Below are 16,488 nucleotides of genomic sequence, written 5' to 3' on the forward strand. Positions count from 1 at the left end.
AAGCCCTCAAGCAATTTAATTTAATTTAATGTAGCTATTTTAAGTACGTATTAGAGACGAGTATATCAGAAAGTACTTCAGTTGGGATTTCAAACCATACTATTCCATAGTAAGCAGGGGCAACTGCTGATTCATCAAACGAAATGACTAACTTACCATCGTTGTTTATATAAAATTGTTGGTCAGGTTGAATTTTTTCCCACGGATCTCGTCTTAAATATTGCATGTTGACATCTGGATGTGAAATCCAAAACGTAAGTTCTTCGTTTTCAATCATGTTTGTCATTTGATTTAAAATATTTTCACTTATCACGTCCACATAGCTTTCATCTATAAACAGGCTAGGGAGGGTGATTAGTAATTCATTTTCTTTATCAATCGTATCATATTGAATTGTTTGTTGAGCTGATCCTGCGACATCAACAACGAGTCTACCTATAGATAAAATTTGTTCATTATCTGTCTTAACTTCATAATCACTGGAAAGAGCGAAATTCCCTCCAGAATCCTTTTCATCTTCCATTTTTGCCATAAAATCATTAAATAGCTGTTGGCTTTCTTCAAGGTATTTTTCATTTAAGGTTGTTTCTAATGAGGAATTTTCCATATCTTGAACGGCAGGTACTTTAATATCTACACTAAATTTTTCATCCGTTACTTCATACTCTCTAAAAGTAAGTACCTTCACTATACTACCAATGATGGGAGTTTCTGATAATGTACTAGCAACTGTTGGATTAATATTAAGGCTAGATACAAAAAGTATCGTTGCTGCAGCTAATCCAGCGAAATACCACTTTTTCTTTTTCTTCCTACCTTGCTTTAATGCCTTATTAACGACGTCATCTAACTCTTTAGGGACCGGAATGCGATTATACTCTTCTTGTGCTTTGGTAAAGTGTTTTTTCATCTATATTTGCCTCCTCTAAATAATCATCGTCAATTTTTATACGTAATAATTGTAGAGCCTTGTATAAGCGGGATTTGATCGTGCTCACATTCTCATTTAACACATTTGCAACCTGTTCTAATGTTAAGTCTTCAAAATATTTAAGAATGATAATAGTTTTATATTTATCCGGTAAGTACTCGATGATCATTTCCAAATTAAGCTGTTCATAGTTGTCGTATTTGCTTGGACTTATTAACTCCATTGTATGTGTATCAACTACGCTAACTTTTTTCTTCTTCCTTATAAAATCCAAAGAGGTATTAACGACTATACGATAGTACCAACTTTTCAAAGAATTTTTATCTTGGAGAGTATGAATGGATGTTAGGGCTTTCTGTATCGATTCGTGAACAATATCTAATGCATCCTCAGAGTTTTTTACATAACTATAGGCTAACCTATAGCATTTCTGTTTGTGTTCCAAGATGAATTCCGTCAGTTGTTGTTCTGATATTCCTTTTCTCTTGTTCATAACATTCTTCCCTCCTTTGGTGTTTTTTGCCCTATACGATATAGACGTATCAAGGTGGATGAAAAGTTGAATGAAATGAAAAAATTTTATTTAAGCTCTCTAATTCTTATAAATGCTAAGACCAAAATGCTGTTTTAGCAAAGTTTGTTGTTTTTCAAAGGGAATAAACACGTACGTATCTAGAGTTCGTGACATCTTTTCTTAAGTAGCATAATGACTAATAGGATCAAGTCACTCCTGATGGTACTAATTTAGTGAAAAACTTAACAAAGATTTCAAAAGAAGTCTTTAAAAAATCTTCCTAATCGGCAGTTTATAATTCTCAAACTAAATTTGATCGGAGAAGTTACCAAGTATAGAATCAAAGAGCTAATGAGAGGGTTATGAAATGGTGTGTCCTACAAATCGAAGAGAAAGTAGTGGATATTTAAAGAAAAGGCTCTTTTCGTAAACTTTGTTGCTATCAAGACTATTTAAGAAAAGAAATTAATCTTTTTTTGGCAATTGACCTCATTTTAAATGAGAAAAGGTGTCACGAATAGCTGGTTTTTACGTATTTAGCTCTTAGTAGGAAAAGCAACAATCAATGCAAAACAGCCAAAGGAAAAGTGAAGGAGGTTGAGAGAGAAAAGGCGCTGATATAAATGTATCAACGCTCTTGTTCATTCTTTATTTCAACATTTTCCTTAGTGCTTTCTTTCCTAATTTAAATATCATTTTTTTTCCAACTGTCCCTTTGTTAATTGATTTGCTGCTTCTAAGAACTTTAGTTAATCTATACAAATTTTTCCCTGCTTTATAAATGGACATATCGATCCTCCTACAGAGCTTTTAAAATCATTATATTAGACTTGATATTAAATTCCTAGTAACAACATATGAACATAAAAGCTGGTAATGACTAATTGTCTGAAAGGGTGTGTATTTTTGATAAAATGATGATCTATATTGTCTAGTATAATAAGCGGCCATGTGCGGAATAATAAGACACAATTCATTGATATCCTCCGTAAAGCCCTGTTTGGTATGAGCAGGGCTCATTTAATTTATTTGCTCAAGTAAATCGACTCACGTCAAATTCAGACAGCTAGAATACATAATGAGCATTCCTGCTTTGCATTTTATCCATTAAAGATAATTATTATAAATAAAGCTATTATTAAAATTGACATATTTTGTAAATATTAAAATCACATCATTATCACATAATCTTTCTTTCTTCCTTCACACTCCTATCAAACTTTCAACAATTTTATTATTTATCATATATCTACAGTGCTAAACAAGTTATCTATTAAATGAATTTCAAATCTATTCCACAAGATAGGAGGAAAAATAATTTGAGATTATCAACGAAGTCAATAGCTGCTACAGCATTAGCGGCAACTTTAGCTACGAGCACAATCTTGCCAAATTATGCGTTTGCTCAAGCAAATCAAGGCGTAGTTTCTGATGTAACTGCAGAGGATATCATTCTTGCACCTGTTAATATGCAAAAAGTATTAAACGAAATTGCTGCTAGTAAAGTGATTATGGATTCATATAAAACAGCAATATCAACACAAGGAACGATTCAATCAGACATACTTCCAGATTTACCTACCTATCAACAAATTGCTAGAGATCATGCTAGTGATTATACGAATAATTTAAATGAATTATTAATTGATAGGGACCTTGATGTTGTAGATTTTGCTGACGAATTCACTGTTTATTATGATCTTCTTATTGAGGCTTTAGATAGCATTGAAGCTGGGGATGAACAAGCGCGTAATGACTTCAAAGATTTATTAGATTTATTGCAGTCAGATATACAATACTATCGGGACGATGCAAACGATACGATGTATTCATATCAAGTGTATAAAGACGATTTGCAGGAAGATCACTTTAATTTTCAAAATGCAGCTACCACAGCACTGAATACAATTGAATTAGAAGATGAAAAAAGTAAACTGGTTCTTGAACAGCTTCAGGACTTAGGAGTTGAAATTTCTAATGAAAATACAATCTTAACTGGAGAGTATATAGAAGCTGGAGTTGTAGGGCTTGAACTCACGACCTATTTACTAGAAATGGCTGTGGAATTCGAGCTGACCCCAACCCCGATAGGAATTGCTTTAGCTACATTTACGATCATATATGGTGCGGTGAATGGAAATAAGGAATTGCAGGAAAAACAAGAAAAGGTAAAAGAACTGACCGAACAATATAATGATATTGTCCTAGGGTTAAAAGGAATACAAAGTCAAGCTGCAATTTTAGCTGGCATACAGCTACAGCTTAGTAATTTCTATAATGCTAATGATGGTATTATTCAATCAACTAGAAATCTATATAAGGAATGGGATTCCGCCTATGTTGGAATTCAAAACTTAAAAGATAAATTTGAACAGGGTGATATTAGTATTCAAGAAATACGTAATATATTACTTAACGCTAAACAGAGCTGGCAAAACAATGGTGCCCAAGCTAGCTATATTAACAATCAACTTCATTTAAAAAATTCTGTTGAAAATGCTACTACTGGAAGCTGAATTAATTAGAGTAATACTTCGCTTTTAAATAACATGTTGTTTTTTTGTACTAAAATCTATGATTTTCTTAAGCTATGGCAACGTCTTAATTGATGTAATTAGGTCAAAACAATGTTTACGAAAAGTATGAAAAAAAATGATACTAATAAAGGGAGAGGCTTACAATGAAAAAGACAACAAAAGTAGTTACGGCATCTTTACTAGCATTAACAATTGCAGGGAATTCAATCCCATATAATGTATTTGCAGAGGAAGTAGTTACAGTTGAAGATACTCAGCTGCAAGATTCTGAGATGGGAGACAATATTGATTTGTTTCAGAATCGGGCACAACAGTTGATTTCTGATAAACTTGCACTTGATATTTATGCAAACACAATATTAGCACAAGGAACTATTAAACAGATTCAGTTTAATGACGATGATGGGAAACTAGTAACAGTTCCTATTGATATACATCAAGCAACAGCCAAACAAAATGCCTCTTATTGGAGAGATGACCTTGAACCCAAAATGATTAAACTGAACAACGATATAAGGTCTTCTGCTGATGACTTTCAGTACTATTCTGATTATGCTATTGAATATTTAAATTCATCAGATATAGATAGTGCAAAAGAAATGATAGCAGCTATGATTGATGAAACGAATGACAACGTAACAAATGTAAATAACACGATTGAAGACATGAAAGCCTTTAGTACTGACCTTACGAAGGATTCAACAGATTTAAAAAGTGACAAAGACCAACTTGATACATGGCTAGGGAAAAATGGGGAAGATGGTTATGCAATTGATCAATTAAATAAAGATATTGCAAACTTTGAAAAACAGATGGATTCACTTAGACAACAAGAATTAGATGTTGCTCTCGCTTCTGCTGGAGCTGGAGTAGCGTTATGGATAGGAGCAGGGGTAGTGCTAGCTGTTGCGCCTGAAACATCTCCATGGATTATTGGAGGTATGGCTGCTGGTGGGATACTAGCAGTTGGGGGAGGAGTCGGTACATCAGTTGGTGTATATCAATCAAAAATTAATGATGTTAAGCGGGAGTATATCGCAGCAATGGATGAATTAACTGATTTACAAAAACAATCAGCAGGATTTAAAATTGCCGAAGAACAAGTTAGTTTAATGGTTGATAAAATAGACAAGGCGATTGTAGCACTTAATGATGTAAAAGATACGTGGGTTACTTTACAAAATGACTTAGGTTATTTACTTGATCACCTGACAACTGCTGATACTAATGTAGAAGATAAAATCTCAAGAGCTAAAGCAGAGCTTAAGATATCTCAAAGTAAATGGGCAGCTGTTTATGCAGATACAAATTTATTAAACACATTTGGCCAAGCTGTATCTGTTGCTGATCTTGACGCTTACCAATTTGATGCACCAACAAACTTAACAGCAAATAGTAGTAACTCTTCAGTTACTTTAAATTGGGACAAGCCGACTTTTGCTTCAAAAATTAACGGAGATAATATTACGTATGATGTCTCACTTGATGGCATAGTAAAACAGAGTAAACTAACTAATACAAGTGTTGTATTATCAGGAGATAATGCTCCTTCAGGTGAACACACTTATACAGTTAGGGCATTTGATGGCACAGTTTATTCAGATGTAGCAACAATAACAATTACAAATTAACAATATGAGCTGCCCCGTATACAACTTTAATTAAAAGTAAGGGGCAGCTATAAATTATTCATTGCATGGATAAGCCCAGTTAAAATAGTGAAAAGGAGATAAGGTAAATGGAAAATAATCGGTATTACAGCATGTTAGTGTCTCTGAAGTACGGGTTACTTATCGCATGGGTGATCTCCATATCTTTTGTCCGAATGAATGAAATTGTAGGTGTACTTGGTTTATTATTAGCTTTCATTTATGTATTAATTTTGATTTATTTAGTTAAGGATACGAGAAGGAATTTTACAAAGAAGTTTCCTATTATATTCCTTCAATTATTAATTACTATTATTCTTGTTTCTTTTAGTGTATGGAGTCTAGCTAAAATTTATTAATACGTTGATTTGAAAAGAGTCCATTTTTACGAAGGGGTGAGGTTGTTGGGGAGAAAGTTTTTTCCATTATTGTTAGTTACATTAGTTCTTTTTAATACAGTGATAACAAATCATTCATATGCTGCTGAGAGTGATACTACTGTAGTAACAAATGCTGAAAATGATATATCTATAGACCCTGTACAAATACAAGATAATGTTAATAATTTGTCTCATATGATTCAACAGGTAGAAGAATATGCACTAGCAATTAAAGAAAAAACGATTGAAGATGAACTAGGTTCAAGTGCTAGTTTTGCAGACCATCAACTAGCCTCTAAAGAGCATGCTGATACGTGGTTATACGATATAAATAATCAAATGTATAAGGTTGTTAGTGATGTGGTTGATTATAGCAACGATTTTGAGCAAGCTTATACACAAGTTAAGGAGCTTATTAGTGAACTGAATGATAATGCTGATGCTAGTAATCAGTTAATATCATTACTAACGGAAATGAAAGGTAAAGTTGCTGAGAAACTAGCAACAATTGATGAAGTTCAACCAAAGTTAAATAGCTTTGATGCTGATCTGACGAATGATGTTACAAACTTTACAGATGACAAAAATGAGGTAGAATCGGAAATCTCTCATAAACAAAATGAGATTAAAGCACTTCAGACCGAGATAGATGACATAAATAAGAAAATGAAAGAGAAAACACCTGTTACAACTTGTAACTATTACGGGTGTACTGTAACATATGTACAAAAATATGATAATACTCAATTGCAGAAGGACAAAACACGTGATCAAAACGATATAGACAAATTAAATGATGAAATTAACACATTAAGTAACTTTCAAAACGAAATACAATCTTTGATCGATAAAATAAATACTGTTGCAAATAACTTGACACTTACAAATATTAGGGATGCATGGGTAGTTCTTGATTATAGCTTTGAACAACTAATTAATGTTTTAAATAAAACCGATGTTGATAATCATCCAGCTTTATTGAATCCGCAAATGGATATTGCTAATTCTAGATGGAAGGATATAAAGGAAGTTGCGCTAACACTTCAGGAAAGTATGGTTTTTAATGAACCATATAATAAATTTACGCCTCAATCAATAGATAACTTTCGAAATGTACTCGTTAATCCAAATGAGTATACGATTGAAGCAGTAGTGACACCTTATGAGTTATCCGACTTTGAACGTGTTTTTCAAGCTCATAATGAAAATAATGGAAAGAAAACAACTATATTTTTTAATAGCAATGGTAGGATTTCTTTTGAAGCGGTTGGAAATTCTTATGATAGAATCAACTCTAGCGATGGTGTTGCACAAGTTGGACATCAAATTTTTGTAGCTATGACTTATAGTATGAATGATGATGGACAGCATGTAACTAAAGCTTTTGTTAATGGCGAAAAAATAGGTGAGACGGTTTCATCATCATTATCTTATATAGACGATGTTATGTATATAGGGTCAACAGATGGAAAAACAAATGTTTTTAGTGGATCGTTTAATAATCTGAGCATATCAAATATTGCTCGTACTGACAATGATATAAAAGCAGATTATGAAAAAGGAATGAGTAAAGATATTAACACCATTGTCTATATGAATTCAGACAATAAACTAGATATTACTTATAATGAAAGTCATCAAACGGATACAGATAGTACAATTGATGTATCAAAGTCACAGAAAGCGGTAAGTTATTATTATGTCGATGCTGTAAAATTTGTTTTTACACCAAAAGATAATAAAGATTTATCTGGAGTTAGCATTAGCTATCGGTTAAATAATGATACTGTGATAAATGAACGTATGCAGCAAATGTCTGATGGGACATGGGTCTATTATGCACCTATAAAAGATGGGGATAGGATAAAATATTCATTTTCTTACGGATTAAACGAAAATGGACTTCAGTACAATGAACATACGGACCAGTATATTTATACTGTGCCTTTTAACTCTTATCCTACTGCATAATCTAGGTATTGGGGAAATGATATTCTAAGTCGGTCAACCCTAAAGTATAAAGCTCCGTTCTTAACTGAACGGGGTTCTTTTGAATGCTTGTGTACGACTTGCTATGTGTTGACGATTTTGTACTAGATATTGGTGGTGAGGATAATACGATAGAGAGTTGGTGTCCTAAGCCAAAAGGTCACTTTATTAGAACGGGGTTAGTTTGATGTAAAAGCAATAGCTTCTGGAGTACCTCCAACAAGAACGTTTGCAATGATTGAATGAGATTTTGTTTCTATAACCGCGACAGTATTTTGCGAATCACACCCAACGTATGCTAATTTCCCATCAGGAGTAAATTCCACAAAACGTTGACTGCTGTCTAATTGGATTGTCGCTATAACTAAATGAGATTTTGTATCTATGACAGTGACTGTTGTGCCACTGAAAGTACCGACATATGCAAAATTTCCATTTGGTGATATAGCAATATTATTTGGTCGGTTATCATTATTTCCTACAGGAATTGTACTGATAACGGATTGAGTTTGTACGTCAATTACTGAAACAGAACCTATATCATTTGGATTTGAATTTACAACATAGGTTAGTTTTCCATCTGGTGTAATAGCTAAGCTGGCAGGTGCTATTCCGACGCGTACCGTAGTTATATGAGTTTGCGTTTTTGCATCAATAACTGATACGTTGTTAGATGAAAAGTTTAAAACAAAAACAAGCTTTCCGTCAGGTGTTATTGCTACAGCAATCGGGCTTGCTCCAACGGCTACATTCGCAAAAACTGAATGTGCCTTCGTATCGATGACCGATACACTACCTAAATTAGTATTATTCACTACATAAGCTAATTTCCCATTAGGTGTAAAGGCAAAAGCTTCTGGACGTATATTTACCGGCACAGTTGCAATAACTGAGTGTGTTTTGGTATCTATAGCTAATACGAAATTTGTCCCACTAATAGTCGCATAGGAGAGCTTTCCATCAGGTGTGAAAGATATATCAACGTTTTGTGAGAAGAAACCAGCAGTACTACCAATTTGCACAGTAGCGATTATGGAATGTGTTTTTATATCAATGGCGGATACTAAACTAACTTCATTAGTTATATCTGTAATTAAAACATAAGCGAGTTTTCCGTTCGGAGTGATAGTAATATTATTTGGAATATTACTAAAAGGGATTGTGGCGATTGTGGAGTGCTTTTTAATATCAATAACAGACACAGAACCTGAGTTTCCAAGGTTATCGTTGTTTACTACATAAGCCAAAACCATCATACTTACCTCCTTACAAATGTGCAATCCTCATTCATGAATATAGATCAAGAACTAGCCTAGACTGGGAGTAGGATTAGGAATTTCAAAAGTCAAACGGTACGTTGAGGCGTGTACTTGGTCGTTTTGTATCGGGCTGTGAATATGAGTTAGATAGACAGGATATACTGATTTACTGGTTGGTAAGAGCCTTTTCGGACTCCCTCCGGAAAAAGCCCCGTTCGTATTGAGTGGGGCTAATTCGGTGTGAAGGCCAAATTAAATGGATTAGTACCAGCTGGAATGGAGGCGATGATAGAGTGCGTTTTAACGTCAATGGCTGTTACAGTGCCCGGGTTATTATTATTCGGGAGATATGCTAATTTTCCATCGGGAGTGAAATTGATAAAAAGACCAGTACCGGATAAAACGTCGGTATCTATGTTAGAAATAATTATGTGTGTTTTGGTATCAATAACACAGATAGCATTAGTCACGTTATTACTTATTACTGAAAAATAAGCAAATTTTCCATCGGGTGTTACAGAGACATCAAATACAAGGCCTCCTGTCTGAATCGTTGCAATTACGCTATGCGTTTTAACATCGATGACTGACACAGTGTTATCAAATATATTAGTGACGTAAGCAAGCTTTCCATCTGGTGTAAATGCTACTCTAAACGACATGATTCCAACTGAAATAGAAGCAATAACAGAATGCGTCTTTACATCGATAACTGAAACTGTAGAAGGGTCACTTCCATTAGAACCAGTTACATAAGCGAGTTTACCATTGGGAGAAAGTTTTGTATCTTGCGGGGTTCCTTCAACATTTATAGTTGCTATGACGGAATGAGTTTTCACGTCAATAACGCATACAGTACTCGGATTTGTCACATAGGCGAGTTTTCCATCAGGAGTAAACGAAATAAAAAATGGGCCATCACCAACCTCCACAGTAGCAACCACACTGTGTGTTTTTACATCAATTACCGAAACTACAGTATCTCCACGTCCCGTCACATAAGCAAGTTTACCATCAGGTGTAAATTCAACGAAAGCTGGCCTCGCACCTACTTGAACAGAAGAGATAACGCTATGAGTTTTCGTATCAATAACGGAAACAGTCACACCACCACTATTGGTGACATAAGCGATTTTACCATCCGGTGTGAATGCAACATCTTGAGGATTCATACCGACTGACATTGTAGCAATCACGCTATGAGTTTTCGTATCAATAACCGAGATACTACCACCGACTATATTTGTTACATAAGCCAGTACCACCGAGCGACCGACCTCCTTTACTAATTCGTATGTTTCAATATATGCTCAAATATTAATCGTGAGTATTAAAAAAGCCCCGTTCATAATTAAACGGGGTAAATTACTAGTTCAGCAAGGCGAAGTTTTCCTTCGCTACATATTATGTATGTTCTAAGACTTGCCGTTGTTTGTATTAATAACTAACAGTAGCAAAATTTTTACCGAAATTCTTTCCGTAAACCACACTTGTGACCTTTTTCCCGTGTTCAATTACGTTTTTAACCGCATTCTTAATCATTCGCTCGCTAAATCTCAGATTTATAATGAAAGTCTACGATTAATTGTAGATTTATAGAGCAAAAGATAAAAGTGTCATTTAGATTGACGTTGGTACTGTTTTTTACAACTCAATAACTTAAGTAAGTTTTTACGCTTATAGGGCAGACTTGATGTCGGTTGAAGTCGTACGTCCAATCATGGTTATAAATATCGGCATAAAATACCATATTAAACTGTGATTATGGAGGAATAACAATGAGTCAATATAAGAAGGTAACAACGTGTTGCGGGAGTACAATCAAGGAAGGAAAAATGTGTGATTGTCCGTGTCAGTTAATAGTTGATAACTTTAATATACCTTTTAATGAGTTAGACACAAACGCTACTCAAGAGATATACAACGGTAGAGTAGTTGGGTTCCATGGTAATTCCCAATTAACTATTCAGAATCCTGTAGATGAAGTTGTAATAAATTTTACCTCGAACGGTATTGTTCAGCCTATAACTTTAAACGATAATGATCCAATTAAAGTCTTTTCATTTCAAAATGTAACAAGAGTAGAAGTGATGTGTATAGCGCAAGGAGGATCTGGATGTACAGGTTCAGTTAACTTCCTTGGTATGACAGAAACTTGTAAATAAGTCTGCACGACGCACCCGAAGCACGGTACCTCGAGCACTTTCGCCTTAAAACGGAAGGTTAATTGTATGCACTATTTTATTGACGTAGTGGTTGGCGAGTTAGTTGGCGTTGAAGTGGACGTAAATGGGGGTGAATTGAATACTAACCGTCTTTTTCCCACGCCAATAAATCGTCCTCCCTTCCGTTTTAGTGCACGCCAAAAAGCTCGCTGATTGATGAGCGAGCTTATTGAGCTAATAAAATTGCGTTATATTAGTTCGGGGTAAACGCTATAGATCTTTTTTCCGTCGCTGGAGGATTAACAATTACAGACGCTACAACTCTATGTGTTTTCACATTAATAACCGAGACAGTGTTATCCCCGCCGATATAAGCGAATTTTCCATTCGGAGTGAATGCTACAAATTGCTGATCGCTTCCTGTTTGGATTGTTGCTATAAGAGAGTTCGTCTTTAGATCAATTACCCCTGTACCATTACTTTGTGTTATTACATAAGCAATTTTTCCATCAGGTGATATCGTAATGTTTCGAGGAAATCCGTCTACACTTACTGTAGCAATCAACGAATGTGTCTTCGTATCAATAACAGACACGTTATTTGAAAATATATTCGAAACATAAAGTGATTTTCCATCAGGCGTAATAGCAGCACTAAATGGTCCGTTTCCCACGTTTATAGAAGCAATAACTGAATGAGTTTTGATATCTATGGCAGTTACAGTCCCTGGAACGCTGTTATTTGTAGCATAAGCGAGTTTTCCATCTGGTGTTAACGTAATATCGTTTTCCAATGTGTTAATCCCTAAATCTATAGTTGCTATTACACTGTGGGTCTTAACATCGAGAACTGATATACTGCCCGGATTTGTGTCGTGTGTGACATATGCGAGTTTTCCATCCGGGGTTATCTTAACATTGCTTGGAAAAACACCTACAGTTATAGTTGCTATTACACTGTGGGTCTTCGTGTCAATTACGGACACAGTTCCTGATGTTGAGTTCGTGATATATATTATATACAAGTTTTCCATCCGGCGTAATCGCTATATCACTCTGCTGAATGCCGGCAAGAACGGATGCAATTACAGAATGCGTTTTCGTGTCTATCACTGTAACGTTGCTTTGGAAAGTTGTAATACTACTTGTTACATAAGCAAGTTTTCCATCCGGTGTTATGGCGATTTTATCAATTCCGTTTTGTTGTACAGGTATATTTGCGATAATCGAATGGGTTTTAGTGTCAATTACAGTAACAGGTGCTAAAAAAGAGAAACTAACCACGTAAGCCAGTACCATATCGTACCGACCTCCTTAATTCGTTTTTACCAATGTATGCGAGCACAAGGTCAAAGTGATTTTTTAATAGGCTAGATAATATTAATCCCGTGTGAACGCGATAGCAACTGGATTACTCTCGACAGAAACGGTTTAGATTATCGAATGAGTTTTCGTATCAATTACATTTATAGTGTTTTCGCCCTCGTTACCCACATACACAAAAAGGTTGTTAAGGAATTAACAAAAGCTGTTTTCTACCCCAAGCCAATGGTAAGTCATCACTTAAGTCACCGTTAAGTCAATGTACGTAAAAAGCCCGTCATACAAGCGATGACAGGCTTTCCGTTAAGTTTGGCTTATCGTATAATGGAGCATAGCGGGCTCGAACCGCTGACCTCTACACTGCCAGTGTAGCGCTCTCCCAGCTGAGCTAATGCCCCTTATATGGAAAATGATAGCATGAATTCTGAACATAGATCAATACCCATATTTAGTGACGTTACAAGCTCTCTATTTCAATACTGCTCACACCTGGGATTTTTTGAACTGTATAGTACACATCTGTTGTATAGCGTTTTTGATCGACGGTTATTTTCATTTGGATCAACTTAGTTTCTTCAGAATCTTTAATCCGAATATGCTTTAGTGTGATTTCTTCCTGTTGAAGGCTAGTTAGTATGTTTGAAACTTGGGTATTGTCTTGAACGATGAGTTTAAGTAGAATTTCTTTTTCACGTAGTTTTTTTGGACCTAGTAAGCCTATTAAGATGGGTACGATTTCAACACTAATGATGAGTAAGATAACGCCAGCAATTGCTGCCCAATAAAAGCCTGCTCCTACAGCGATACCTATGCCAGCAGCTCCCCATATCATTGCAGCTGTCGTTAATCCTGAAATACTGTCATTTCCTCTCCGTAATATAACACCAGCACCTAAAAAGCCAATCCCTGAAACGATTTGAGCAGCTAAGCGCAATGGGTCCATCGTGATGCGATTGCTGTCTGGAAATTGATAAGCAGATTCAATCGATACAATCGTTAATAAACAACTTACAATAGATATAACAAGACTTGTCTTTAATCCAACGGGTTTCCTTTTTAGTTCCCGCTCTAAACCTATAATCAAGCCTAAAATGGCGGATAAGCCTAGTTGTAACAAATGAGAAGTTTCAATCATAAAGCATCACCTTTAGATAAGTATTTTAGAAGAGAAATATACATTCGTATGTTAAAATATTTTACAAGTACAGTATTTGTAATGATAAGAATTTTCTAATCATTCAGATATTACTTAGGGGGTTGAGCATTCAATAGGCTTTTTTCGCAACGCTTGTTGTTAAACGTATTAATACTTAAGCATGGAAGCAACTCTAACTCAAAAGGCTGACTCAAGTAACAAAACTATTTAACAATTTCTAATTTAATAACAATAGTAACAATGTTAACGAAAAGAGCCAATTAATAAAATATACGATTTTATTTAGGAGGCATTGGATGAATATTTTGATCTTTGGTCTTGTGTCATATTTACTTGGTACGATCATGACAGGACTTTTTGTAACCAAGTTTTACGCAGGTGTTGATATACGAGATCATGGAAGTGGAAATATTGGTGCGCGGAACACCGGACGTATAGTTGGAAAAAAAGGTTTTATTCTTACGTTCTGTGGTGATGCATTAAAAGGAGCAGTTGTTGTTGGAATTGCAAAACTGCTGTCATTTTCACTAGAATTTCAATTGCTTTGCCTACTACTTGTAGTAATAGGTCATATTTGGCCTATCACACTTCGTTTCAAGGGTGGAAAGGGAATATCAACATTATTAGGTGGATTGATTGTGTTTGATGAGCTAATTTGTTTATTGTTGTTAATATTCTTTTTCGTTTGTTATTTAGTTATGCGTAGTTTTACTCTTGCTGGTTTAGGCGCAATTTCTCTGTTGCCACTAATATTGTTATTTCTAAATTATTCAATACTGAGTGTTGTTATTGCAATATTTATTGTTTTAATTATTATTTTTGCTCATAGAGATAACATTTCCTTAAAATGGGAAAAGTAGGTATTAAAACTTAAGGTGTCGATACAAGATAAAGAAAAGTTAATTATATATTTCCCGTTATTAATAACCTCATAATTTAAAAACGGAGCTGATGGATATGGGATACATTTATAAAGTTGCAAAAAACGCTGATGAATTGAATCAAATTCATTCCTTAAACTATGAAACTTTTGTAGAGGAAATTCCACAACATGGTTCGAATACATCAAAGGAAATAGTAGACCAATTTCATGATGAAAATACATACCTAATATGTAAGCACCGAGATGAAGTAATTGGGATGGTTGCTTTGCGACATAATAGGCCATTTTCATTAGACAAAAAGATAGGGAAAATAGAAGGACAGTTACCTGTTAATGCTTCTTTTCCATGTGAAATAAGGTTGTTAGCTGTAAAAAAAGAGTATCGTAATGGGCGGGTGTTTGTAGGGATTGCTCAATTATTAGCTAGGTATTGTTTGAAAAAAGGGTATGATCTAGCTGTAATATCGGGAACAACTCGCAGAGCTAAATTATATGCTCAATTGGGCTTTCAGCCATTTTCACAGCTCGTAGGGAAAGAAGATGCTTATTTCCAACCGATGTATTTAACTAGAGATACATTTGAAGAATCAGTGGCTGGACGTTTGATGCCGACAATGAAATCGTTTCTACCCGGACCTGTATATATTAGAGATGAAGTTACAGAAGCGTTAAATGAAAAGCCGATTTCTCATCGATCTACTGAATTTCATAAATTATTGAGTAAAGTAAAAGGGAAACTATGTAATTTAACGAATGCTATGAATGTGCAGTTGCTAATGGGGACGGGGACACTAGCAAATGACATGATAGCTATGCAATTAAAGCTAAACAGAGGAAAAGGGCTAATTCTTGTAAATGGTGAGTTCGGAAACAGGTTAGTAGACCATGCTAATAGATGTGGGCTGCAATTTGATATGATAGAAAAAACGTGGGGAGAACCGTTTTGCTCAGAAGAAATTAAAAGAAAAATAAACCAATCAGAATATTCATGGTTATGGGCAGTTCATTGTGAAACATCTACAGGAATGATAAATGATATTGACGGACTTAAAGAACTGAGCACAACACATAATATTAGACTGTGTTTAGATTGTATAAGTACGGTGGGGATCATACCTGTGGATTTGGAGGATGTTTTTTTAGCCTCAGGGGTAAGTGGGAAGGGATTAGGAGCTTACACTGGCATATCGTTTGTCTATCACAATAAATCAATAAAATCTTCTCCACTTATTCCGAAATACTTAGATTTAGGTATTTATATCGAAAATGAAGGAGTGGCTTTCTCTTACTCATCCAATTTATTACATGCACTTCATACTGCATTAGATAGCTATGAAACATTAGAAAAGTTCACTCATATACGTAAACAATATTCGTTCATACGATCAGAAGTGGAGCGCATAGGCTTGAAGATTTTGGTAGATGAAGAGTTTTCATCACCAGGTATTATGACAATCGTTGTTCCCTCGCACTTGCTTTCTACCGATATAGGAGATGAATTATATATACAGGGATACTATCTTCATTATGAAAGTAGCTATTTAAAAGCGAATAATTGGCTACAAATTGCCTGTATGAATAGATATGATGACCAAGACATAGAGAATATGATAAAACATTTAAAAAACGGGATAGGTCATATTAACCATTGTGTGTAACATTTCCCACCAACTGTCGTCTATTGTTATGAGAGTATAGGGGTG

General features: G+C 34.9%; 17 protein-coding genes and 1 tRNA gene. 8 read left to right on the forward strand and 10 right to left on the reverse strand.

The window, feature by feature from the left end; translation table 11 throughout:
- Nucleotides 1-34: 34 nt before the first annotated feature.
- The 4 genes from rsiV to V1503_RS13565 form a co-directional block, all read right to left on the reverse strand.
- Entirely contained in the window at nt 35-910 is an 876-nt protein-coding gene (gene rsiV, locus V1503_RS13550; RefSeq protein WP_410627618.1) for an anti-sigma-V factor RsiV, read from the reverse strand.
- A complete protein-coding gene (gene sigV / locus V1503_RS13555; protein WP_214481004.1) occupies nt 873-1,424 on the reverse strand; it encodes an RNA polymerase sigma factor SigV in 552 nt (183 codons plus the stop codon). Before sigV ends, rsiV begins: the two co-directional genes overlap by 38 nt.
- Before the next feature lie 669 nt (nt 1,425-2,093).
- Nucleotides 2,094-2,234 carry a hypothetical protein gene (locus tag V1503_RS13560; protein WP_214481003.1) on the reverse strand — a complete coding sequence of 47 codons (141 nt, stop codon included), beginning with the start codon at nt 2,232-2,234 and terminating at the stop codon, nt 2,094-2,096.
- A 47-nt stretch (nt 2,235-2,281) separates the two neighbouring features.
- The gene (locus tag V1503_RS13565; protein WP_410627621.1) at nt 2,282-2,422 is read right to left on the reverse strand and encodes a hypothetical protein; all 141 of its coding nucleotides are present in this window, start codon (nt 2,420-2,422) and stop codon (nt 2,282-2,284) included.
- 342 nt (nt 2,423-2,764) lie between these two features.
- Here V1503_RS13565 and V1503_RS13570 point away from each other — a divergent pair, with 342 nt between their 5' ends.
- The 5 genes from V1503_RS13570 to V1503_RS13590 all read left to right on the forward strand — a co-directional run bounded on the left by V1503_RS13570 (nt 2,765) and on the right by V1503_RS13590 (nt 8,188).
- Nucleotides 2,765-3,961: an HBL/NHE enterotoxin family protein gene (locus tag V1503_RS13570; RefSeq protein WP_214481002.1), complete on the forward strand. Its 1,197-nt coding sequence runs from the start codon at nt 2,765-2,767 to the stop codon at nt 3,959-3,961.
- A gap of 164 nt (nt 3,962-4,125) precedes the next feature.
- Complete coding sequence (locus tag V1503_RS13575) at nt 4,126-5,613, forward strand: HBL/NHE enterotoxin family protein (protein ID WP_410627624.1); 1,488 nt, start codon at nt 4,126-4,128, stop codon at nt 5,611-5,613.
- Nucleotides 5,614-5,720: 107 nt separating this feature from the next.
- Nucleotides 5,721-5,990, forward strand: coding sequence for a hypothetical protein (locus V1503_RS13580; protein ID WP_410627626.1), 270 nt, complete (start codon nt 5,721-5,723; stop codon nt 5,988-5,990).
- A gap of 45 nt (nt 5,991-6,035) precedes the next feature.
- Nucleotides 6,036-7,982 (forward strand): HBL/NHE enterotoxin family protein, encoded by a 1,947-nt coding sequence (locus tag V1503_RS13585; RefSeq protein ID WP_410627627.1) that lies wholly within the window; start codon nt 6,036-6,038, stop codon nt 7,980-7,982.
- Between the two features lie 83 nt (nt 7,983-8,065).
- Complete coding sequence (locus V1503_RS13590; protein WP_410627629.1) at nt 8,066-8,188, forward strand: hypothetical protein; 123 nt, start codon at nt 8,066-8,068, stop codon at nt 8,186-8,188.
- Here the strand turns inward: V1503_RS13590 and V1503_RS13595 are convergent.
- Entirely contained in the window at nt 8,180-9,253 is a 1,074-nt protein-coding gene (locus V1503_RS13595) for a cytochrome D1 domain-containing protein (RefSeq protein ID WP_410627631.1), read from the reverse strand. The two genes, V1503_RS13590 and V1503_RS13595, sit on opposite strands and share 9 nt — an antisense overlap.
- A 236-nt stretch (nt 9,254-9,489) precedes the next feature.
- Complete coding sequence (locus tag V1503_RS13600) at nt 9,490-10,524, reverse strand: cytochrome D1 domain-containing protein (RefSeq protein ID WP_410627633.1); 1,035 nt, start codon at nt 10,522-10,524, stop codon at nt 9,490-9,492.
- 513 nt (nt 10,525-11,037) lie between these two features.
- On the opposite strand from V1503_RS13600, the gene V1503_RS13605 reads away from it, so the two are divergent.
- The gene (locus V1503_RS13605) at nt 11,038-11,424 is read left to right on the forward strand and encodes a hypothetical protein (RefSeq protein ID WP_410627635.1); all 387 of its coding nucleotides are present in this window, start codon (nt 11,038-11,040) and stop codon (nt 11,422-11,424) included.
- 253 nt (nt 11,425-11,677) lie between these two features.
- Here the strand turns inward: V1503_RS13605 and V1503_RS13610 are convergent, their stop codons facing one another.
- From V1503_RS13610 to V1503_RS13625, 4 genes are all read right to left on the reverse strand, one after another.
- Nucleotides 11,678-12,448, reverse strand: a complete 771-nt coding sequence (locus V1503_RS13610; protein WP_410627637.1) for a cytochrome D1 domain-containing protein — start codon at nt 12,446-12,448, stop codon at nt 11,678-11,680.
- Nucleotides 12,396-12,722, reverse strand: a complete 327-nt coding sequence (locus tag V1503_RS13615) for a YncE family protein (RefSeq protein ID WP_410627639.1) — start codon at nt 12,720-12,722, stop codon at nt 12,396-12,398. Before V1503_RS13615 ends, V1503_RS13610 begins: the two co-directional genes overlap by 53 nt.
- 349 nt (nt 12,723-13,071) lie before the next feature.
- Nucleotides 13,072-13,144, reverse strand: a tRNA-Ala gene (locus V1503_RS13620).
- A 59-nt stretch (nt 13,145-13,203) separates the two neighbouring features.
- On the reverse strand, nt 13,204-13,881 hold the full coding sequence (locus tag V1503_RS13625) for an MgtC/SapB family protein (RefSeq protein WP_320209485.1): 678 nt from the start codon (nt 13,879-13,881) through the stop codon (nt 13,204-13,206).
- Between the two features lie 317 nt (nt 13,882-14,198).
- On the opposite strand from V1503_RS13625, the gene V1503_RS13630 reads away from it, so the two are divergent.
- On the forward strand, nt 14,199-14,762 hold the full coding sequence (locus V1503_RS13630) for a glycerol-3-phosphate acyltransferase (protein ID WP_410627642.1): 564 nt from the start codon (nt 14,199-14,201) through the stop codon (nt 14,760-14,762).
- A 97-nt stretch (nt 14,763-14,859) separates the two neighbouring features.
- A complete protein-coding gene (locus V1503_RS13635) occupies nt 14,860-16,443 on the forward strand; it encodes an aminotransferase class V-fold PLP-dependent enzyme (RefSeq protein WP_410627644.1) in 1,584 nt (527 codons plus the stop codon).
- The last annotated feature ends 45 nt before the right edge of the window (nt 16,444-16,488 follow it).

The sequence above is a fragment of the Nanhaiella sioensis genome, from assembly GCF_046557775.1.
Lineage (GTDB): Bacteria > Bacillota > Bacilli > Bacillales > SM2101 > Nanhaiella > Nanhaiella sioensis.

Coding starts and splice junctions, on each gene's coding strand:
- V1503_RS13630 (WP_410627642.1), top strand. CDS start 14,199: ATGAATATTTTGATCTTTGGTCTTGTGTCATATTTACTTGGTACGATC.
- V1503_RS13605 (WP_410627635.1), top strand. CDS start 11,038: ATGAGTCAATATAAGAAGGTAACAACGTGTTGCGGGAGTACAATCAAG.
- rsiV (WP_410627618.1), bottom strand. CDS start 910: ATGAAAAAACACTTTACCAAAGCACAAGAAGAGTATAATCGCATTCCG.
- V1503_RS13615 (WP_410627639.1), bottom strand. CDS start 12,722: ATGGTACTGGCTTACGTGGTTAGTTTCTCTTTTTTAGCACCTGTTACT.
- V1503_RS13575 (WP_410627624.1), top strand. CDS start 4,126: ATGAAAAAGACAACAAAAGTAGTTACGGCATCTTTACTAGCATTAACA.
- V1503_RS13580 (WP_410627626.1), top strand. CDS start 5,721: ATGGAAAATAATCGGTATTACAGCATGTTAGTGTCTCTGAAGTACGGG.
- V1503_RS13625 (WP_320209485.1), bottom strand. CDS start 13,881: ATGATTGAAACTTCTCATTTGTTACAACTAGGCTTATCCGCCATTTTA.
- V1503_RS13560 (WP_214481003.1), bottom strand. CDS start 2,234: ATGTCCATTTATAAAGCAGGGAAAAATTTGTATAGATTAACTAAAGTT.
- V1503_RS13595 (WP_410627631.1), bottom strand. CDS start 9,253: ATGGTTTTGGCTTATGTAGTAAACAACGATAACCTTGGAAACTCAGGT.
- V1503_RS13635 (WP_410627644.1), top strand. CDS start 14,860: ATGGGATACATTTATAAAGTTGCAAAAAACGCTGATGAATTGAATCAA.
- sigV (WP_214481004.1), bottom strand. CDS start 1,424: ATGAACAAGAGAAAAGGAATATCAGAACAACAACTGACGGAATTCATC.
- V1503_RS13590 (WP_410627629.1), top strand. CDS start 8,066: ATGCTTGTGTACGACTTGCTATGTGTTGACGATTTTGTACTAGATATT.
- V1503_RS13565 (WP_410627621.1), bottom strand. CDS start 2,422: ATGAATTGTGTCTTATTATTCCGCACATGGCCGCTTATTATACTAGAC.